This is a genomic window from Variovorax sp. 350MFTsu5.1 (assembly GCF_048302515.1).
GTDB classification, from domain to species: domain Bacteria; phylum Pseudomonadota; class Gammaproteobacteria; order Burkholderiales; family Burkholderiaceae_C; genus Variovorax; species Variovorax guangxiensis.
Genome location: NZ_CP157620.1, coordinates 4,843,091 through 4,860,992, shown reverse-complemented (window position 1 = coordinate 4,860,992; position 17,902 = coordinate 4,843,091). Strand labels below are relative to the sequence as shown.

General features: G+C 64.3%; 20 protein-coding genes. 9 read left to right on the top strand and 11 right to left on the bottom strand.

From position 1 onward, the window contains the following. Nucleotides 1–84: 84 nt before the first annotated feature. Together ABL843_RS22120 and ABL843_RS22115 are read right to left on the bottom strand one after the other, a co-directional pair. Nucleotides 85–804: an SIR2 family NAD-dependent protein deacylase gene (locus ABL843_RS22120; protein WP_418117316.1), complete on the bottom strand. Its 720-nt coding sequence runs from the start codon at nucleotides 802–804 to the stop codon at nucleotides 85–87. 142 nt (nucleotides 805–946) lie between these two features. Further along, the gene (locus ABL843_RS22115) at nucleotides 947–1,714 is read right to left on the bottom strand and encodes an alpha/beta fold hydrolase (protein WP_126024421.1); all 768 of its coding nucleotides are present in this window, start codon (nucleotides 1,712–1,714) and stop codon (nucleotides 947–949) included. 55 nt (nucleotides 1,715–1,769) lie between these two features. Here ABL843_RS22115 and ABL843_RS22110 point away from each other — a divergent pair, with 55 nt between their 5' ends. Then, nucleotides 1,770–2,171, top strand: a complete 402-nt coding sequence (locus tag ABL843_RS22110; protein WP_418117315.1) for a MerR family transcriptional regulator — start codon at nucleotides 1,770–1,772, stop codon at nucleotides 2,169–2,171. Nucleotides 2,172–2,573: 402 nt separating this feature from the next. On the opposite strand, the gene ABL843_RS22105 is transcribed toward ABL843_RS22110, so the two are convergent. Next, complete coding sequence (locus tag ABL843_RS22105; protein ID WP_418117313.1) at nucleotides 2,574–3,017, bottom strand: TcpQ domain-containing protein; 444 nt, start codon at nucleotides 3,015–3,017, stop codon at nucleotides 2,574–2,576. 530 nt (nucleotides 3,018–3,547) lie between these two features. On the opposite strand from ABL843_RS22105, the gene ABL843_RS22100 reads away from it, so the two are divergent. The 5 genes from ABL843_RS22100 (at nucleotide 3,548) to tuf (ending at nucleotide 10,283) form a co-directional block, all read left to right on the top strand. Next, entirely contained in the window at nucleotides 3,548–4,231 is a 684-nt protein-coding gene (locus tag ABL843_RS22100; RefSeq protein ID WP_418117312.1) for a response regulator, read from the top strand. Between the two features lie 45 nt (nucleotides 4,232–4,276). After that, nucleotides 4,277–6,049, top strand: a complete 1,773-nt coding sequence (locus ABL843_RS22095) for a hybrid sensor histidine kinase/response regulator (RefSeq protein ID WP_418117311.1) — start codon at nucleotides 4,277–4,279, stop codon at nucleotides 6,047–6,049. A 110-nt stretch (nucleotides 6,050–6,159) separates the two neighbouring features. Continuing rightward, nucleotides 6,160–7,527, top strand: a complete 1,368-nt coding sequence (locus tag ABL843_RS22090; protein ID WP_418117310.1) for a hypothetical protein — start codon at nucleotides 6,160–6,162, stop codon at nucleotides 7,525–7,527. A 123-nt stretch (nucleotides 7,528–7,650) separates the two neighbouring features. Beyond that, on the top strand, nucleotides 7,651–8,469 hold the full coding sequence (locus ABL843_RS22085; RefSeq protein ID WP_418117309.1) for a hypothetical protein: 819 nt from the start codon (nucleotides 7,651–7,653) through the stop codon (nucleotides 8,467–8,469). Between the two features lie 620 nt (nucleotides 8,470–9,089). Beyond that, nucleotides 9,090–10,283, top strand: a complete 1,194-nt coding sequence (gene tuf / locus ABL843_RS22080) for an elongation factor Tu (RefSeq protein ID WP_369661372.1) — start codon at nucleotides 9,090–9,092, stop codon at nucleotides 10,281–10,283. 71 nt (nucleotides 10,284–10,354) lie between these two features. Here tuf and ABL843_RS22075 read toward each other — a convergent pair whose 3' ends face one another. The 3 genes from ABL843_RS22075 to ABL843_RS22065 all read right to left on the bottom strand — a co-directional run bounded on the left by ABL843_RS22075 (nucleotide 10,355) and on the right by ABL843_RS22065 (nucleotide 11,666). Continuing rightward, entirely contained in the window at nucleotides 10,355–10,789 is a 435-nt protein-coding gene (locus ABL843_RS22075) for a VOC family protein (protein ID WP_418117308.1), read from the bottom strand. 21 nt (nucleotides 10,790–10,810) lie between these two features. Continuing rightward, nucleotides 10,811–11,425, bottom strand: a complete 615-nt coding sequence (locus tag ABL843_RS22070; RefSeq protein ID WP_418117307.1) for a hypothetical protein — start codon at nucleotides 11,423–11,425, stop codon at nucleotides 10,811–10,813. A 67-nt stretch (nucleotides 11,426–11,492) separates the two neighbouring features. Continuing rightward, nucleotides 11,493–11,666 (bottom strand): DUF7668 domain-containing protein, encoded by a 174-nt coding sequence (locus tag ABL843_RS22065; protein ID WP_418120503.1) that lies wholly within the window; start codon nucleotides 11,664–11,666, stop codon nucleotides 11,493–11,495. A gap of 108 nt (nucleotides 11,667–11,774) precedes the next feature. Here ABL843_RS22065 and ABL843_RS22060 point away from each other — a divergent pair. Next, a protein-coding gene (locus ABL843_RS22060) for an IS3 family transposase (RefSeq protein WP_418116623.1) occupies nucleotides 11,775–12,910 on the top strand; the annotation gives its coding sequence in 2 pieces (ribosomal slippage) (nucleotides 11,775–12,036 and nucleotides 12,036–12,910; 1,137 coding nt in all). A gap of 52 nt (nucleotides 12,911–12,962) precedes the next feature. Here ABL843_RS22060 and ABL843_RS22055 read toward each other — a convergent pair. Then, entirely contained in the window at nucleotides 12,963–13,148 is a 186-nt protein-coding gene (locus ABL843_RS22055; protein ID WP_418117306.1) for a hypothetical protein, read from the bottom strand. A 156-nt stretch (nucleotides 13,149–13,304) separates the two neighbouring features. Between ABL843_RS22055 and ABL843_RS22050 the strand changes: the two genes are divergently transcribed. Beyond that, nucleotides 13,305–13,961, top strand: a complete 657-nt coding sequence (locus tag ABL843_RS22050; protein WP_418117305.1) for a dihydrofolate reductase family protein — start codon at nucleotides 13,305–13,307, stop codon at nucleotides 13,959–13,961. 12 nt (nucleotides 13,962–13,973) lie between these two features. On the opposite strand, the gene ABL843_RS22045 is transcribed toward ABL843_RS22050, so the two are convergent. The 3 genes from ABL843_RS22045 to ABL843_RS22035 form a co-directional block, all read right to left on the bottom strand. Next, nucleotides 13,974–14,867 (bottom strand): DMT family transporter, encoded by an 894-nt coding sequence (locus ABL843_RS22045; RefSeq protein ID WP_126024438.1) that lies wholly within the window; start codon nucleotides 14,865–14,867, stop codon nucleotides 13,974–13,976. Nucleotides 14,868–14,978: 111 nt separating this feature from the next. Then, nucleotides 14,979–15,269: a DUF1330 domain-containing protein gene (locus ABL843_RS22040; RefSeq protein WP_126024439.1), complete on the bottom strand. Its 291-nt coding sequence runs from the start codon at nucleotides 15,267–15,269 to the stop codon at nucleotides 14,979–14,981. A gap of 106 nt (nucleotides 15,270–15,375) precedes the next feature. Further along, nucleotides 15,376–15,834, bottom strand: coding sequence for a response regulator transcription factor (locus tag ABL843_RS22035; RefSeq protein WP_240650784.1), 459 nt, complete (start codon nucleotides 15,832–15,834; stop codon nucleotides 15,376–15,378). Nucleotides 15,835–16,135: 301 nt separating this feature from the next. On the opposite strand from ABL843_RS22035, the gene ABL843_RS22030 reads away from it, so the two are divergent. After that, nucleotides 16,136–17,062, top strand: a complete 927-nt coding sequence (locus ABL843_RS22030; protein WP_418117304.1) for a helix-turn-helix domain-containing protein — start codon at nucleotides 16,136–16,138, stop codon at nucleotides 17,060–17,062. A 41-nt stretch (nucleotides 17,063–17,103) separates the two neighbouring features. On the opposite strand, the gene ABL843_RS22025 is transcribed toward ABL843_RS22030, so the two are convergent. Then, nucleotides 17,104–17,886 carry a Crp/Fnr family transcriptional regulator gene (locus ABL843_RS22025; protein WP_126024442.1) on the bottom strand — a complete coding sequence of 261 codons (783 nt, stop codon included), beginning with the start codon at nucleotides 17,884–17,886 and terminating at the stop codon, nucleotides 17,104–17,106. Between the last annotated feature and the right edge of the window lie 16 nt (nucleotides 17,887–17,902).

Genomic DNA, 17,902 nt, shown 5'->3' with positions numbered 1-17,902 from the left:
AATGACCGGTTATGGTCGACTGTAGTCCGCCGCTGCCTGGTTGTGAACGCGAGAGTTCGTTGGCATCTGCCCAAATCCGTCCCGCTACGTGCTGGTCCTGGACTTGCTGTCGGCTAGCCATTTGTCCACTACCGTTGGGACAAGCTCGGTCGCCTTGCCCCGAAGGAACGTGTATCCGTATGGCGGCTTTGTGACGTCGAATCCGATTAGGATCTTGTCGGCCCTGCCACGTGCAGCCTTCACCAGAGCGGCGACCGGAAAGACCGAAAGTGATGTTCCGACTACGAGTACCCGCCCTGCGCTCGCAACGTGGCGTTTCGCCTCCGCCAGAAATTCAACCTCTTCGCCAAACCAGACCACATCAGGTCGAAGTTGCGTCCCATCTTCGCAAAGCTGCCCCATCGAAATCGCCGCGCCGCCAATCTTGTAGCGCCTTCGCGCGACAGAAGTTCCGCGCGCATACGCAATTTGCCCGTGGACATGGATGACGTTGCTGGAACCTGCCCGCTCGTGCAGTTCATCGACATTCTGGGTGATGACGACGACCTCGTAGCGAGCCTCCAGGGCTGCAATAGCGTGATGCGCGGCGTTGGGTGCCGCCTCCCAGGCCCGCTGACGTCGCTGGTTGTAGAAGTCAAGCACCACTTCGGGTCGATGCTCCCAGCCCTGCGGACTCGATACTTCCTCCCACGAATACGAGTTCCAGAGACCTGCCGAGTCACGGAAGGTTGGTAGGCCGCTCTCGGCGCTGACTCCAGAGCCTGAAAGCACGACAACCTTGTTCGATTGAACCTCTGGTTTCATTCAACGCCTGAGACTTTCGGTAAAACAGGGATTGGCAAGAATGCAGGTCGCAGCCCAATTTAAGCGAGCGTGGCGACTGGCTGCTCCTGGCCGAATGTAGCCGGTCGCGCCGCTGTCGTGAACGGGCCCAACGCAGCCGTTCTCAGGCCGACGCCGGCCTTTCGCCGTGGCGCGCGGTTGCAGCGTCGACACGTCGCAGCCAACGCACCAGCGCCGCAACGACCGTTGCAGGCTGCTCTAGGATCGACATGTGACCCGCCTCGGCCACTGCCACAAGCTCGGCGTCCGGCAGAAGTGATGCCATCTCCTGGCTCAGGCTGAAGGGAGTGATTTGGTCCTCACGCCCGCATACCACTACGGCGGGAACGTGCAGGCGAGGCAGCAGGTCACGGGTATCGTCCCGGTTCATTGCGGCCCGTTGCTGCCGGACAAAGCCCTTGCTCCCCACGTTGGAAGCCATGTCGAGCAGCAGGTGGAACAACTCCCGGTCCTGCAGCCTCGATGCGTGAACGATTCGCGCGGCAAACCCTTGAGCGACCTGAACGAAGGTGGCAGTGCCCGCGCCTTCGGCGCCGTCCACGGCTTGGATCATCCTCTCTCGTGCCTGCTTCACTTCCTCGGTGTCGGCTCGGGCGCCCGTGTCCAGGAGGCCCAGCCCGGCAATGCGGCCGCCCGCCTGGCGGCAAACCTCCTGCGCGACGTACCCACCCAGCGAAAACCCTGCGACCGCGAATGATCCGGCTGGCATGGCCGCTATCGCATCGCGAGCCGACTCGACGATGCTGTCATGCAGCTGCGTAGGAGCGACATGCAACGTGCGCTCTCCGGCGATGGCGGTCGTCAGCGGACTCCAGATTCGGGCGTCGTTCATCAGACCGGGGAGGAGAAGAATGGGCGTCGGGTGGTTCATGACCGAGGTTATAACTATGCAGTTGGATGCATAGTCAAGACGGGGTACACGACAGATGTGGATCACTGAATTCGCGCGCCGCGCAGGAGTGAGGCAGACGACCGTCAGGCACTACCTGCGGGAAGGCCTGCTGTCGCGGCGTACCGGGCCCGCCGGCGGGTCGCGGCCTTACCTGGAGTTCACCGAATCCGACCTGCGCCTGCTCTCGGCCATCCAGGCGGGCCAGGCTCTGGGCCTCTCACTCCAGGAGATCAAGCTGCTCATCGGGGAGCGGCGTTCAGGAAGCGGACACGCCCGGATGCTCAAGGCCTTGACCGTGCAGCGCGACAAGTTGCGTGGCAGGGCTCTGGAATTGCAGGCGATGCTCACCTTCATCGAACGAAAGATAGCTTGGCTCGAAACGGGCGCGAAGGGGCCGCCGCCTTCACACCCAGCCAACCATGCCGCAAAGAGATGAGGTGGGGATGCGATGTCAGCTCATGGCCGCATTCTGCCGTCACCCAGATGTTCGCCGTAATTCGCCAAATCGCATCCGCCGAAGGTCGCCCTGCGATTCAAGTTGACCGGATTCGACAAGCAGCCCGACCCGCTTCGCGAAGAAGGCGTCGGGAACATCGCTTGGGGGGTCTCGCATCGACAAATCGCCATTCCGACCACGCGTGCGACTTTTCTCCAATCTCTGGAGACTTGCAAGAGAAGTGCCGTATCGATGAGCGCCAGTTCAGCTTGAGACAGCTTTGCAACTCACGCACCCTCTGCAGGCGAAAGCTCGGCGTCGTAGGCGGCCGACTGTAGTTGCAGAAATGTCGACGCCGCACTCGCGGAGCCGTCAATGCATCGCTTCAAAGGAGCGCAAGACCTACTGCGGCCTTTCCTGATCGCTCACCCGAAGAACGGTGCCGTCCTCCGAAAACTCGAGCAACAGCGGCGCATCGAGCATCTGATACTTCTGCGCGAGCTGGAACAGCGCATCCTTGAACGATCCGCTGAAATGTCCGGCGCGTACCTCGGGTGTGAGGGTGTAGTCGCGAGTGCTGTCCCAGCGGACCTCTACTCCCACGGTGGAGCCCCAGTGCATGATCACGCGACGCAATGATTCGTCCTCGATGGGCCACTGAGCGCGAACCGCACGGATTCTTCGCTCGGCGAGCGAGGCGGCCTCTGCCGCGGGCGTACTGGCTGCGGCGCTTGCAGGGACAACTTCATCCGGCCCCGGGAGCGCGACGCCTGCGGGCATGTCTCGCGATATCTTTTCCACCTGAACCCCCGCCGTTGCGCCGGCGAGCGTCGCGGCAAGGCTCATGCTGATTCCTACCCAGATTGATGGACGGAGCAGAGCCTTTCTCATCGGCGAGTCCGTGGGATGCAAGGAGTTTGGCAAGTGGTTGAGGGAGCAGCGGCGCAGAGCCCGGTGGGGCTTGGCCAGGAAAGCAGTGCCGCATTTTATCCGGCAGCATCGAGCACGGGCCTGCAAGCGAGGCATCAGGTCTGCAGGGCGAGTGCTCCATGCTTCCTGAAGCGAGGCGTTCTGAAGGCATATGTCTTCTTGCGTATGCCTTCCTATTTGCGAGGCAACCGAACTCCAGAAGGGCGAGCACGTCCGGCATCGTGGTCAGGCATCTGGAGTCGGCGAGAGCGATGCTTCTGATGCTTCTCTCCTCTGTGAGAGCTGGTATCGAACCGTTGGAGATCAACTTGATCGCCAGCCAGATCCGCAGACTTCATGCGTCGCCAGGGCAAGAGAACAGCCGCCGCAGCAAGGCAACAGCGCCCTGTTCCTCATGACTTTGGTCATTTCAGCTTCGCAAACATCGGAACTAAGATGCCCGCACCATGGCCAACGCCGCATCACTGTCTTCGCATGCCGCACCGTTGCGTAGCGAGGCCGGTGTCGCCATATCGGCGCGGGGCATCCTGGTGGTCGACGACCACGAGCTGGTGCGTCTGGGCCTTCGGGCGCTGCTGCTGGCCGAGACCGCAAGCGTGCCGGTGCACGAGGCACGCAGCCTCGCCGACGCATTGCGCTTGTACGAGTTCCATATCTCGTCGCATCTTCTGGTGCTGCTCGATCTCGATCTGCCCGACTCTCAAGGCCTGGATACGCTGGTGCGCTTCAGGCGCGCCTTTCCCGCATCGCGCGTGGTCGTGCTTTCGGGCAAGGACAGCCATGCGCTGATGCAGGGAGTGATGGCGCTCGGGGCTCAGGCCTTCCTGCCCAAGACCGGTCATCTGGGCGAGGTGTTGCGCTACGTGAGGGACAACGATCTGGTCGCCCAGCCGGCCTCGCAGCCTGCGCCTCCGGTCTCCATCTGCGCAACACCAGTACCAGCCGAGCTGCAGCCGCAGCTCAATGCGCGTCAGGTCGAGATCCTCGACTGGGTGCTGTCCGGCAAGTCGAACAAGGAGATCGCGCAGCTGTCGCATCTGACCGAAGGCACGGTGAAGAACCATGTGTCCACCCTGCTGTTGCTGTTCGGCATGCGCTCGCGGGCCCAGCTCATCAGCAGCCTTCGGTGAGCTGATCTCTTTGCGTCATGCGGCCTTCGATGTGGCGATGCCTGCATGAATGACCTGCATCCGCCCGAGCTGGCCCAGCGGGTGCTGCGCGAGCAGGTGGCCGCGGTCCATGCCAACGCGCCTGCGGCCTATCTTGCGGACTTCCTCACGGCGCAGTCGCTGGGCATCGGCCTGTTCCTGGCCACGTTGCGCTGGCAAGTCCTGCTGTGGATGACGCTGCACCTGGCGCTGACGCTGCGGCGCGCCTACAGGCGCTATCAGCGCAGCCCCGATGCGGCGGAGCACCCCGAGTACTGGGCGCGCTTCAATGCGCGCAATGTGCTGCTGCGCTCCTGCGTCTGGGGCCTTGCGCCTTGGTTGTGCGTTCCGGCGGGGCGCAACCTGGGGCTCTGGGTCATGGTCATCGTCATGATGATGGGCGGCTGCGCGGGCGGAGCGCTGTCGCTGGCAGTTCTCAAGCGCAACATCCCGCGCTTCATCGTGCCCAGCATGGCGAGCCTGACCCTGGCGCTGGCCTGGCGGGGCGACAGCACGCACCTGTTCCTGGCCAGCGGCTGTCTGCTGTACATGTGCGTGATGATCATGTTCGCGCTGCAGCATCACAGGTTGCTGACCGCTTCATTGACGATGCGCTTCGAGAAAGAGGCGCTGGCCGAGCAGCTGAGCCACCAGATTGCAGCCACGCAGCGCGCCAGCGAGGAGAAAACGCGCTTTCTTGCCGCGGCGAGCCACGACCTGCGCCAGCCCATGCATGCCATCGCGCTGTTCGGAGCCGTCATCGAGAAGAAGCTTCGCGGCAGCGAGGATTGGGATCGCGCTGCGCGGCTGATGGATGCGGTCGGAACGCTCGGCGATTCGCTCGACACGCTGCTGGATATCTCGCGGCTGGATGCCGGCGAGGTGGCGCCGCAGATACGGCCCGTGGAGCTCAATCCACTGTTTCTCGCGCTCAACAATGTGTTTGCGGCACAGGCGGCCGACAAGGAGCTGCAGCTTCGCTTGCGCGCCACGCCGTGCTGGGTGCTGAGCGATCCGCAGCTGCTGCAGCGGCTGCTGTCCAATCTCGTCGACAACGCGCTCAAGTACACGCAGCGCGGCGGCGTGGTGGTGGCCGCCCGTGCGCGAGGGCCGGTGGTGTGGATCGACATCTGCGACACCGGCATCGGAATTGCGGACGAGCACCTCGGCCGGATCTTCGACGAGTTCTACCAGGTGGGCAATCCGGGACGCGACCGGGCGCGAGGGCTGGGCATCGGCCTGTCCATCGTGCAGCGTATCTCGCGCCTGCTGGCACATCCGCTGCAGGTGCGTTCGCGCCTGCATCGCGGCAGTCGCTTTCGCCTGGTGCTTCCTGCGGTGTCGGCCCTTGGCGTCGCGCCATCCGCTGCGCGCCAGGGCGCTGCCTTGCCATTGCCGCAGCGCGTGCTGATCGTCGACGATGAAGTCGCGATCCGCCAGGCCGTCACCGGGCTGCTGCAGGCCCACGGCGTGACCATCGATGCAGTGGCTGGCGAAGCCGAGGCCGGGGCCGTGCTGTCGCACGCCGCACATGGCAGTGCCCCTGTCGAAGTGCTGCTGTGCGATGTCCGCCTGGCCGATGGTGCCGACGGACTGGCTGTGGCGCAGCGATTGCGCGCGCGCTTCGGCTCCGGCCTGCAGGTGCTGCTGATCACCGGGGAAACCGCACCGCAACGACAACAGCAGATGCGCGACTCCGGGTTGCAGGTGCTGCTCAAGCCGGTGGCCGCCGAGAGGTTGCTGCAGGCCCTTTCAGCGTTGAAGCGACGCGATACGACGGACACCTCCATGCACTCCTGAGCATCTTTTTTCTGCGCAATCCGATGACCTTCGACACTGGATTGCGGGAGTTACGTTCCCTAACGTGAAGGCCTTCTCGTTCACTCCACTTGAAAAAAGGAAGGCCCATCATGATTGCCACTCGTACCGTTTCCCGTGCATGGCGTGCACCTGTCGCGCTGCTCATGACGAATCTCCTGCTGGCCGCCTGCGGCGGTGGCGGGGGAGGAGGCGGCGGGTTCCCCGGGTTCGCTGTCGCCCCCGCGCCCGCGCCCGCTTCGCAGGGAACTCCGGCGCCTGCGCCCGCACCGGAAGACACCACACCTTCCATCACGATGCAGCCATCGGATACCACCGTTGGACAGGGTGTGTCCGCCACGTTGAAGGTGCAAGCCGTGCGCGCCACGGCCTATCAGTGGCAGCGCAGCGTCGATGGAGGCACCAGCTGGACGGATATCTCCGGGGCCACTGGAGACAGCTTCACCACGGCTGCCAACCAGCTGGCCGACAGCGGCCAGCAACTGCGCGTACGGGTGACGGGCGCAGACGGCAGCGTGACCAGCCATGCCGCCACGCTGACCGTCAAGCCATGGGTCGCCAACGTGCTGGCGACCACGGGTGTGAGCTACAACCATCCCTATCAACTGCTTCTGGATGCGAGCGGCGCGAACCTCTACGTGGCCATGGGCGGCAATGGCTCGGTCTACAAAATCGACACGGCCAGCGGCAACGGCGCAGAGGTGACACCAGGCACGACCATGAATACGCCGTATGGCCTGGCGCTTGGAGCCGATGGCACGCTGTACGTGAGCGACCAGCACCGCATCAACAAGATCGCCCCCAACGCCACGACCTTCAGCGCCTGGGTTGGCGACAGCACGAGCGGCTATGCCGACAGCCCGGCCACTCCGCTGTTCCACAACCCCGCCAGCATTGCGCTGGACAGCGCGGGCAACCTGTTCGTGGCAGACACGGAGAACAAGCGCGTGCGCAAGGTCGCGGCCGACGGCACCACCAGCACGCTTGCGGGCGACGGCACGCAGGCCTACCTGGACGGAGTAGGCACGGCCGCCCAGATGGCTCGTCCGCAGGGCCTGGCGATCAGCCGCGATGGCAGCACGCTGTACGACACGGACACCGACAGCCCCTGCCTGCGCAAGATCGACGTGGCCAGCGCCACGGTGAGCACGCTGTTGGGCGATTGCGCCAACGGCAATGCGGGCGCCGGCGTGGTCGACGGCACCTCCGCTACGCCGGCCAAGCTCGGTTACTCCTATGGCGTGACGGCTGATGCGAACAACAACGTGTTCCTGACCCAGGCATGGGATGGCGTGGCGCGTGTGGTCTCGCCGTCGGGTGAGATCAGCACGCTGCGGGACAGCAGCGGCACGGCCTTGGCGTTCAACTTCCCGATCGGCGTGGCCGTTGCCGGCGACGGGACCATCTACGTGGGTGCATCGAACGGCAACCAGATCTTCAAGCTCACGCTTGCGCCTTGAGCTCTTCCGAAGTCCCGAGGGCCAGGCATCCGGCCAACCTGCCGGCCCCTATAGTGTTGGCAACCCGGAGCGCGCCGGCTCATCAAGACCGCCGGCCGCTTCGACGAAGTCAACACGAGACACATGAAGAAGAGAATTGGCATTCCCCTGTTCGTGATCTGTTCTTTCCTGGCGGGCTGCACATCGGCATCTGGCCTGGATCGAAAGGCAGACCGCACGCAAAGCCCCTCCGCGGATGCACGCTGGCTGACGCTGATCGTGAAGGCTGCGGATGGTGTGGAGCCCCAGCCCGTCACGCTGCAGTACGCATCTGAGAAATGCAAGGAAGCGACGCACTACGGCGTTGGCGGCCAGTCGCAAAGCGGCACTGCCATGATGCGAGCCTTGAACTTCGAGAAGGTCGAACTCGTCAGGGAGGCCTCGGGTAACGCCTACAAGGCGCGCTTCGCCATCGATGCAGGAGGTGCTTGCCAGTGGAAACTGGCATTGCTGGAAACTTCATTCAAGTACCGCAGCAACCATCGGCTGGTCAAAGGCAGGGAAGTGATCTCGCATGGAAACGAGTTCAACTTCAGGAGCGCGAAGGATGCCATTCGCACCCCGAACGTGAAGGCGGAGTTCGCGTACTTCCCTGTGATCCTTGTGAAGGACGATCCTTCGAAGAATGAACTTCGGCTGCGGCCCAAGTCACTCTTCTTTCCGCCGAACCTCGATCCCTCGGCATCTGGAACCATGACCCTGGAAGTGAGAGTTGTCGAAGACATGGCCATGACGGTTCGCGCCGACCCTCAGGAGAGCCGCCGCTATCTGGTGACCTACCCCGACGGTGCGACGGGGACGAGTCCATACCTTGATGCGGTAGGTGTGGAGGATGAGCGGATGCAATGCCTGCTTTCTGCAGGCAAGAAGTCCTGCGCCGAGTACAGCCCTCGCAGACGATGACGGGAGCATGCGCGACACCTTTCCGAGAGCCGCTGCTGCAGCGGTCGCGCAACGCTCCTGTTGCCGGATCTCGACGACGGTGTTAGCCTCCGCTCCCCAAAGATTTACAACCATCGCGTGCGGTACCAGCCAATAGCACGAGAGACCATGAAGCAATTCCCGATCACGCAAGACGCATCGACGACCCGCAATGCAGCGGTGGATGCGCTGCGCACATATTTCGCTGAATCGCTTTCCTAGAGCCTTTCCCCCGGAGGCTCGGCCTCCTGAGTTTCACAAGACCCGGTAGGCCCAAGCCACCGGGTTTTTTGTTTTTCCGCCTGCTCAACTGGAGATGTGGACATGACCTTCGAACGAGAACTTGCCTTCGCCGCACTTGCTGCCGGCGCAGCGCTGTGCGCGTTCTCCGTGGAGTCGCTCGTGTAGAGCTTCCAGGCCCTTGTGTGCCTGGAGGTCCATCCTTCAGGCAATAAAAGCCTGCCGGGTGGTCCACCCGGCAGGCTTTTTTTCTTGTCCGCATCGCGGGCATCCGAGTCTGGCGCGCGCGCCGACAACCCCGCCGACTGCTTCGCCTGGCCAGCGGATCGGATCGGTCTATCACTCTCAAACTGGAGAAAACCATGATGAACAAGGTTCATGTGAATGTCGGAACCATCGGTCATGTCGACCATGGCAAGACGACTCTGACGGCTGCTCTTACCTTCGTGCAGGCCGCACGCATCGGCGGCCGTGCGCTGTCCTACGGGCAGATCGACAACGCGAAGGAAGAGCGCGAACGCGGCATCACGATCAACGCCTCGCACGTCGAGTACGAGTCGGACATCCGCCACTACGCGCACATCGACTGCCCCGGACACGCCGACTACATCAAGAACATGATCACCGGCGCCTCGCAGATGGACGGTGCGATCCTGCTGGTGGACGGTACCGAAGGCGCCGCGCGGCAGACCATCGAGCATGTGCTGCTGGCGCGCCAGGTGAACGTCGGCCACATGGTGGTGTTCGTGAACAAGATGGACCTCGTCGCCGAGACCGACCGTGCCGACATCGAGCAGTTGATCGAAATGGAGATCGGCGCGCTGCTGGCTGCACACGGCTACGACGAAGCCCGCTTCGTCTTCGGCAGTGCGCTGAAGGCCCTGGCCGCCGCCGAACGCGGCGAGCTCGAGGGGCCTGACGTGCGGTGCATCGTTGAGCTCGTCGACGCGCTGGACTCGCGCATTCCCGATCCGATGCGCGACTACGACGGGCCGTTCATGATGCCCGTCGAAGGCGTGCACACCATCACGGGCCGCGGCACCGTGGTCAGCGGTCGTGTCGAGCGCGGTGTGATCCGCGTCGGCGACAGCCTGGAGATCGTCGGGCTCAGATCGGAAGGCGACGAGCAGGTGATCGTCACCGGCGTGCAGTCCTTCCACAAGGACGTTGCCGAGGCGCGGGCCGGCATGAACGTCGGGTTGCTGCTGCGCGGGGTCAAGCGCGACGATGTCGTGCGAGGCCAGGTCGTGGTGAAGCCCGGTGCGCTGAAGCCATACCGGACGGGGCGTGCCCAGATCTTCGTCCTCAGCAAGGAAGAAGGTGGTCGCCACACTCCGTTCGGCTCCGGCTACCAGCCGCAGTTCTTCTTCGGCACGACCGACGTTACGGGTGTCATCCGCGTCGACACCGAGAGCGGTGTGGTCGAGCCGGGTGCCCAGGCACAGATCGGCTTCGAGCTGAACAAGCCCGTGGCCATCGAGAACGGCATGCGATTCGCGATGCGCGAGGGCGGCAAGACCGTTGGCGCCGGCATCGTGACCGAGGTGCTCGGCTGAAAGGCTGACGCCGCTTTTGCCCCTGCCGTCTGCCTGTCAGACGGCGGGGGCATTTTTCCTCTCGCCCGCTGTCAGCCTAGCTGCTCGGCAAGCCCGACGATGATGCCCTCGGGCCCGCGAATGTATGCGAGCCGGTACGACTCCCCGTACTGCATCTGACCGATGATTTCCGCGCCATGGGCCTGCATCCGGGCAACGACGGCGTCGATGTCGTCCACGCCGAACATGATGCGGCGAAGGCCCAGCGTGTTCACCGGCGCATTCACGGGGCCGAACCGCACCGCATCCGGCGTGTGGAACTTGTCCAGTTCGATTCCTTGCCCATCCGGAGTCCGGAGCATCGCAAGGGTGGCGCGAACGTCTCCAAGCCCTATGAGGCTGCCGACGGAAGGCCCTTCGACCGTGGTCTGGCCCTCGAGCTCGAGACCGAGTTCGACGAAGAATGCCTTCACCGCTTCCAGGTCATCGACAACGATCAGGATGTTGTCCATTCGCTTGACTGCCATGTCTCCCACTCCCTTCATCGATCAGTTGGAGTTCGCGAGCAGTGCCTTGGCCCGCGTCAGCAATTCCTTGGTCGCCTTCTTGGCCGGGCGGCGTTCCGCGATCTTTGTGGCGAGCCGTTCGACGATGGGACGATGCTCCATGCCGATGGCGATCTCCAGCAGTTCTTCCTGATGCGGGTGGATCACCGTGTAGTCCCGGTCGACTTCGGCGCATCGCGACACGGCTTCATCGAACAGTTGCGCAAAGCGCTCCGGCTCTTGCCGGGCATTCAGCAGCAGCTGGTAGAAGGCCCACTCGACCATGTGCCTGTCGTTCGAAAGTCCGTTTCCGGCCCAATCGAAGGCGATGGCCTGGCGCAGCAATGGTTCCGCGGTCTCGATCTCCGCTGCGCGGTTGAACGCGATGCCCGCCCGCACGAGATGGTTCATCGCCTGATTGGGCCTGGACTGATCCGCGCGATGCTCGGCATCGGCTCTTTCGGCTGCAAGGCAGAAGAGCAGGGCTGCCTCCGCGTGAAATTGCCTGTCCTGGCGGTGATGGGCGCGGGTGGCCACATCGAACGCGGAGAAAGGCGCGCCGGCTTTCTCCTTCATCAGGTCGCGCGCCGCGTCGCGGTCGAAATTCGGCAGGTTCATTGGTGGATGAAAAGCGAAGAGCGAGTTGTGTGGTGGCCGTACGGGTCTGCCGATGGCCGAACGGAAACTACATGACGTGAATGTCGTTCAACCGCACCGTCAGCCCATCCAGGCCTTCTTCGATGTAGAAGGTCGCGGTGAGGTCGGAGGCATATCCGTCGATGTTCAGGTCGTACCATATCTCGCCGATGCTGCCATGGCCGTCATCCTGCCAGCGCGTGACTTCCTTTCGCTGGTGGATGTCGGTGGGTTCGCCGTTCAGCGTGACCTTCTGGCCGGCGTGACCTGCCCCCTCCCGGCCGTACCAGCGTAATGGCAGCGAAGTCCGTCAACTTGGAGAATGACGGACATGAGAAAGAGCAGATACACCGAGGAGCAGATCATCGGTTTCATCAAGCAGGCCGAGGCCGGCCTGCCGATCAAGGAGCTGTGCCGCAAGGGCGGCTTCAGCGACGCCACCTTCTACAAGTGGCGAGCCAAGTACGGTGGCATGGAGGTGCCCGATGCGAGGCGACTGCGTGAACTGGAGGCGGAGAACAACAAGCTCAAAAAGCTGTTGGCCGAAGCCCACCTGGACATCCACGCGCTGAACACCGCCTTCGGGGTAAAGCGTTAGCCCCACAGGCCAAGCGTGCCGCCATCGCCACCATGATCGAGCAATGCGATCTGAGCGAGCGACGGGCGTGCAGGCTTGTGGGGCTCTCACGCGACAGTTGGCGCAACCCACCTGAGATCGATGCCATGACCCAGGAGCTCAGCAGCAAGATCGTCGAGATCGCGCATGTGCGCCGGCGCTTCGGCTATCGGCGCATCCACGACATGCTGCGCCCGCATTTCCCCGGCGTGAACCACAAGAAGGTCTACCGGCTCTACAGCGCGGCCAACCTGGCCGTGCGCAAGCGCAAGAAGGCCAAGCGGCCCGTCAGCGAGCGCGTGCCGCTGCAACTGGCCAGGACGGTCAATGAGGTCTGGAGCATGGACTTCGTCAGCGACAGCCTGAGCACCGGGCGGCGCATCAAGTGCCTGACGGTGGCCGACGACTTCAGCCGCGAGTGCGTGAGCATCTCGGTGGACTGGGGCATCTCTGGGCAGTACGTGACGCGGCTGCTGGACCAGGCGGCGGTCTTCAGAGGCTATCCGCTGGCCGTGCGCACGGACAACGGCCCCGAGTTCACCAGTCGCGCCTTCATGGGTTGGGCCCAGACCCATGGCATCCGCCACATCCTTATCGAGCCCGGGCGACCCATGCAGAACGGCTACATCGAGAGCTTCAACGGCAAATTCAGGGACGAGTGCCTGAACGAGCAGTGGTTCGAGACGCTGGTGCAGGCCAGGTCGGCCATCACCGCCTGGCGGCAGGACTACAACGAGGTCAGGCCGCACAGCAGTTGCAATCGCATGCCGCCAGCCAAGTTCGCCGAGCTGCATCGCCAGCGCGCTGGCGATGCAGCTCGGCCCAGCTCAAACACCACCGAGATCAATTAATCTTGCAACCCCGGACTTCCTCGTTATGAATGGCATGGCAAGAGGGGGCAGGTCAGGCGCTGCATTCGCCGTACGACTTGATGACCTGCTGGATCAGTTCCGGCGTCCATTGCATCGATGGTTCCTGCGCGGTGAATCCGAAGGCTGCCGCGTAGTCTTCGGCTTCGAGGAGCCTTGCCCATTCGTCTGCGAACTTGATGAGGTCTTCATCGGAAGCGGAGATTGGTAGGTGAGCCATGGCTGCGAGTGCGAGGGTATGAAGTCCTGAGTTGCTGGCCGATTGTTGTCCATCAGAGAGCGGACAGGGGGCTCACTCTCGCCCCTTCGCCCGGGAAATCTGCTCTCGGCTTGCGAGGTCTAAACTGTCGCTCCGCTTTTTGCAGGAGACGACCCCATGTCCCGATTGCTTGTGCGCAGCTTCGGTGTTTCGCTGGACGGCTTCGCGGCCGGCCCCGATCAGAGCCTGGAGCACCCACTGGGTGTCCGCGGGCCGGAACTCATGGACTGGTTCTTTCCCACGCGCGTCTGGCAACAGATGCAGAAGACGGGTGAGGCCAATGGCGAGACCGGCATCGACAACGAGATCGCCGAACAGGGCTTCGCCGAGATGGGCGCCTGGATCCTCGGGCGCAACATGTTCGGCCCGGTGCGCGGCCCCTGGCCCGACGAAAGCTGGAAAGGCTGGTGGGGCGATGAGCCGCCTTACCACGTGCCCGTATTCGTGCTGACTCACCATCCCCGTGCGCCGCTGACGATGAAGGGCGGTACCACCTTCCACTTCGTCACCGGCGGCATTGATGATGCGCTGACGCAGGCGCGGGCCGCCGCGGGCGGGCGCGATGTGCGCGTGGGAGGCGGCGTGGCCACCGTGCGCGAATACCTGAAGGCAGGGCTGATCGACGAACTGCACCTTGCAGTGCGACCGGTACTGCTTGGCAAGGGCGAGGCACTGTTCGCGGGCCTGGATCTGCCGGCGCTGGGCTACCGCTGCGAACGGCAGGTGGCGGGCGAGCGCGCCACGCACATGTTCCTGAGCCGCGTCGCGCCCTGATACGTTATCGGCTCAGGCTGCCTGCTGATTCTCCCGCGCGGACTTCGGCGCCTCGCTTCGCGCCAGCCACAGCCCGCTCGCGATGATCAATGCGCCGCCGCCCAGCGTCCAGGTGTCAGGCGCGGTCTGCCAGAACAGCCAGTCGATCAAGAGCGCCCATGCGAGCGCGCTGTATTCGAAGGGGGCGATGGCGGCGGCCTGGCCATGGCGGAAAGCCTCGGCGATGGCCAGCTGGCCCAGGAAGCCACTCATGGCCAGGCCGGCGAGCACCCACGTGTGCTGGGGCTGGATCGGCACCCACTGCGGCGCCGAAAGCAGGCCTCCGCCCACGGCCATGCCGATCGTCGTCCAGAAGACCAGCGCGGCGCTCGGCTCGGTACGGCTGATGAGCCGGCCCAGCATGTTCGACAGCGCATAGCAGACCGCGGCCACGAGGATCGCCAGCGCACCCGTCGAAAGGAAGGCTCCCTGCTCGGGCCGCAGCGCGATCACCACGCCTGTGAAGCCCAGCCCGATGGCGACCCAGTGCCGCGGCAGTATCGATTCGCCCAGCATCGGCACCGCGATGAGCACCATCAGCAGCGGCGCGATGAAGGTGAGCGTGTAGGCCTCTGCCAGGCCCAGGGTCTTAAGGCCATGGACGAAGAGCACGAGCATCGTCATGTTCAGCACGGCGCGCAGAAGATGCAGGCGCCAGCGCAGCTTGCGGTTGAAAACGCCGCCCATCTCGCGCCGCCAGGCGATGTACATGCACACCAGGGGCAGGGCGGTGAGGCCGCGCAGCGCCATCACCTGCAGCGGCGGATAGTGCCCCGCCAGGGTCTTGAGCATGGCGTCCATGCAGGCAAAGAAGGCGCAGGCCAGCAGCATTGCGGCGATGCCGCGCAGGGTTCCGGTCGGTTGCATGGGGTTGTCTCCCGGCGGTGGCCGGATGTGGAGGCTCAGCGAGGGCCGAGCACGATGTCCGACTGCAGGGCGTACTCGACGCCCTCAAGACTTCAGCAGCTCAGAGGCCGATCACAGTCCCTCGACAACCCGCAGATCCCGCTCGGCGCCATCACCCAGCGCAGCAAGCGCCGCCTGGTATTCGGGGCTGTCATGCGTGGCCGTGGCCTGCTCGATGCTGTCGAATTCGATCAGAACGGTGCGCTCCGACAGGCCGTACTCGTAGACCTTCGTGGGCAGGCCGCGTGCCAGGAAGCGGCCCCCGCCTGCGGTGATTGCCGGGGCTGCCAGCTTTGCGTATGCCGCGAGCTTGTCGGCGTTCTTGATGGCGCGGTATGCGCTGACCCAGTAGGCTTTTGCCATGTCGGCTTCTCTCGTTTTGGTTGGGAGCGGGCAATATAGCTTGCCTGTTTGCCCTCCGCTTGAAAGGGCCGTTGCGAGAGAGCGGGCGTGGCTGCCTGCAGGCTCCTCAGCAGAGCGCTGAACTCTGCGTGCGAACCACGGCGACCGGCGCGCCCTCGTCGCGCCACATCAGCAGTCCTCGCTGCATTGCCTCCCGCACGGCCTGCGTGCGCGAACGCACGCCGAGCTTGCGGTACATGCTCTTCACCTGCGCCTCGATGGTGTTGATGGAGCGATGCGTCGCGTCCGCGATCTGGCGGTTGGTCGAGCCGCCCGCGATCATGCACAGCACCTTGAGCTCGCGCGACGACAGCGGGGCGGCGGGGGCGTCGGACGCTGGTTCGCATCGGGCCGCCGAAGACGCGATGGCGCCAAGGATGCCCTGCGCGGCGCGGGCCGCGGCCGGTGCGTCGCCCGTCTCGATGGAGCGCAGCAGGAACGCCAGCTGAACTTCGCTGGCCTGGGTGAACAGTTCGCACAGGGCTCCGGCCACCGCCATGGCGTGGGCGGAGTGGCCTGGGTGCATGGGCACGGCGATTTCCTCTGGGGCGTGGAGGGACTGCATCATGAAAAGTGGTGGAAGGCTGCACTGGCCTGCGGCTGGCGGATCGTTGTCTTGTCCGGGGCGCCGGAGAGCGAAGTCGATGGTATTAATCGCCTTGCCCTCGCGCACCTGCTTTCGGGGCGCAGATGTGCTGCGCATCACATTCCGGTGCAAAGAGTCTCGCAGTCCCCGAACAGGCTCCAGCAGCGCATCGGTTCGAATGCTGGTCAGGCGGCCGGCGCCTGGAAAGCCTCGCTGCGGGAGCCGTGCTGTTTAACGGGGCGTGCTGCGCCAGCTCACGCAACTGGCGCGCGTGCGCGAGGGCGGCTACGACAAGCGCATCTCGCGATCGATGATCGCCTCGTACTCGGGCCTGTCGCGCGAGGTGGTCAACAAGACCATGCGCGACATGGAGCAGCGCGGCCTGCTGCGTCGCGATGCGCAGCGGTGCATGTTATGCATACATTTGCGCAGCCTGCCTGAGCGGATCGGATGCACGGCCTCCCATGTTTGTGTGTTCCCTCGAAGCGGCCTTGGGAAGCACCATTCGATGATGTACCTACATCCCCTGATGGCGAGTCTGCCGCTGGCGGAGCGCACCAAGCTCGGCGAGTCCACCCGCCTGCATTCCTACAAGCGCAACGAAGTCGTGTTGGCCGCCGGCGATTCGACCGACCAGATCTACTGCGTGGCGAGCGGCTTGCTGCGCGTGGTCTCGTTGAACCAGCGCGGCGACACGGAGATGACCACGGAGTTCATCGGACCCAACGACTTCTTCTTCCATCTGTCGATGCAGGAAGACAGCTACTGCTCGAAGAAGACGCTGGTTGCCGCACTGCCTTCGTCGGTGTACCTGATTCCGGTCGGGGAGATGCGCAGCCTCTGCAAGAGACATCCGGAAGTGGCGCTCGGCCTGCTGGGCCTTGCGATGAAGCGCATGAGCACGCTGCGGGGGCAGGTCCACCGCATCTCCGTGCACACGGCCGAAGACTCGGTGCTTCGCGTGCTGCAGCAGCTCACGCGGCTCGCGCCGGCGGGCGAGCAAGGTTATGACAAGCGCATCACCCAATCGGTGATCGCCTCTTATTCGGGGCTTTCGCGCGAGGTGGTCAACAAGACCATGCGCGACTTCGAACTGCGTGGCCTGGTGCGCCGCGACGATGACGGCGTGCACGTCGCCAACGATTTCGCGACGACCGACTTCGCCTGAAGGAAAGCCCGGCGTTCGCATTCGCCGCCGGGCGCACGTTCTCAATCCTTGCCGGGTTCGGCTTCGCGCCGCGTGCGTGGCAGGTCGAAGAATTCCGGCGGCAGCATCGGGTCGTGCTGTCGCGGCTCGACCGAAGACAGGTTCTGCTCCAGCGGCAGCAGGCCGCCGAAGTCGGTTGCGGCGAAGTCGGGCTGCACATGCACGCCGTGCTCGTCGCGCCGCACGAGGCCGCGGCTCTCCATGTCGCGCATGGTCTTGTTGACCACCTCGCGCGACAGTCCCGAATAAGAGGCGATCACCGATTGGGTGATGCGCTTGTCGTAGCCGCCAGTGCCAGCGGGCGCCAGCAGCGTGAGCTGGTGCAGCACACGCCCCACCAGGTCCTCGGCCGAGAGCGCGGAGATGCGGCGCAGCTGGCTGCGGATGACGCTCATGCGCTTCATCGCAAGCCCGAGCAGGCCGATGGCCACTTCGGGGTGCGCACCGCAGATGCGGCGGATGGCGGCCACGGGCACCAGGTAGACGGCCGAAGGCAGCGCGGCGACCAGCGTCTGCATGGCCTGGTAGCGGTCTTCGGTGAATGAGGGGCTCAGGAAGAAGTCGTCCTGGCGGATGAAATCGGTGGTGACGTCGCTGGCCTGCGCGCTGCCCCTGCCGTGGGCGACGACACGCAGCAGCCCGCTGGCCACGCAATAGATGCGGTCGGTCCAGGTGTCGGCCTCCAGCACGATCTCGTTGCGCCTGAACGAGCGCAGCTCGCAGCTCTGGACGAGCGCCGCTCGCTCCGCCGGCGGCACGTTGGTGATGAGGGGATGGAGGTACATGGTTCGCGCGAATGCC

Excerpts from the sequence above, each read along its gene's own strand:
- ABL843_RS22040 (WP_126024439.1), bottom strand. The coding sequence starts at position 15,269 with ATGGCAAAAGCCTACTGGGTCAGCGCATACCGCGCCATCAAGAACGCC.
- ABL843_RS22045 (WP_126024438.1), bottom strand. The coding sequence starts at position 14,867 with ATGCAACCGACCGGAACCCTGCGCGGCATCGCCGCAATGCTGCTGGCC.
- ABL843_RS22120 (WP_418117316.1), bottom strand. The coding sequence starts at position 804 with ATGAAACCAGAGGTTCAATCGAACAAGGTTGTCGTGCTTTCAGGCTCT.
- tuf (WP_369661372.1), top strand. The coding sequence starts at position 9,090 with ATGATGAACAAGGTTCATGTGAATGTCGGAACCATCGGTCATGTCGAC.
- ABL843_RS22055 (WP_418117306.1), bottom strand. The coding sequence starts at position 13,148 with ATGGCTCACCTACCAATCTCCGCTTCCGATGAAGACCTCATCAAGTTC.
- ABL843_RS22025 (WP_126024442.1), bottom strand. The coding sequence starts at position 17,886 with ATGTACCTCCATCCCCTCATCACCAACGTGCCGCCGGCGGAGCGAGCG.
- ABL843_RS22090 (WP_418117310.1), top strand. The coding sequence starts at position 6,160 with ATGATTGCCACTCGTACCGTTTCCCGTGCATGGCGTGCACCTGTCGCG.
- ABL843_RS22110 (WP_418117315.1), top strand. The coding sequence starts at position 1,770 with ATGTGGATCACTGAATTCGCGCGCCGCGCAGGAGTGAGGCAGACGACC.
- ABL843_RS22085 (WP_418117309.1), top strand. The coding sequence starts at position 7,651 with ATGAAGAAGAGAATTGGCATTCCCCTGTTCGTGATCTGTTCTTTCCTG.
- ABL843_RS22050 (WP_418117305.1), top strand. The coding sequence starts at position 13,305 with ATGTCCCGATTGCTTGTGCGCAGCTTCGGTGTTTCGCTGGACGGCTTC.
- ABL843_RS22095 (WP_418117311.1), top strand. The coding sequence starts at position 4,277 with ATGAATGACCTGCATCCGCCCGAGCTGGCCCAGCGGGTGCTGCGCGAG.
- ABL843_RS22075 (WP_418117308.1), bottom strand. The coding sequence starts at position 10,789 with ATGGCAGTCAAGCGAATGGACAACATCCTGATCGTTGTCGATGACCTG.
- ABL843_RS22115 (WP_126024421.1), bottom strand. The coding sequence starts at position 1,714 with ATGAACCACCCGACGCCCATTCTTCTCCTCCCCGGTCTGATGAACGAC.
- ABL843_RS22100 (WP_418117312.1), top strand. The coding sequence starts at position 3,548 with ATGGCCAACGCCGCATCACTGTCTTCGCATGCCGCACCGTTGCGTAGC.
- ABL843_RS22070 (WP_418117307.1), bottom strand. The coding sequence starts at position 11,425 with ATGAACCTGCCGAATTTCGACCGCGACGCGGCGCGCGACCTGATGAAG.
- ABL843_RS22035 (WP_240650784.1), bottom strand. The coding sequence starts at position 15,834 with ATGCACCCAGGCCACTCCGCCCACGCCATGGCGGTGGCCGGAGCCCTG.
- ABL843_RS22105 (WP_418117313.1), bottom strand. The coding sequence starts at position 3,017 with ATGAGCCTTGCCGCGACGCTCGCCGGCGCAACGGCGGGGGTTCAGGTG.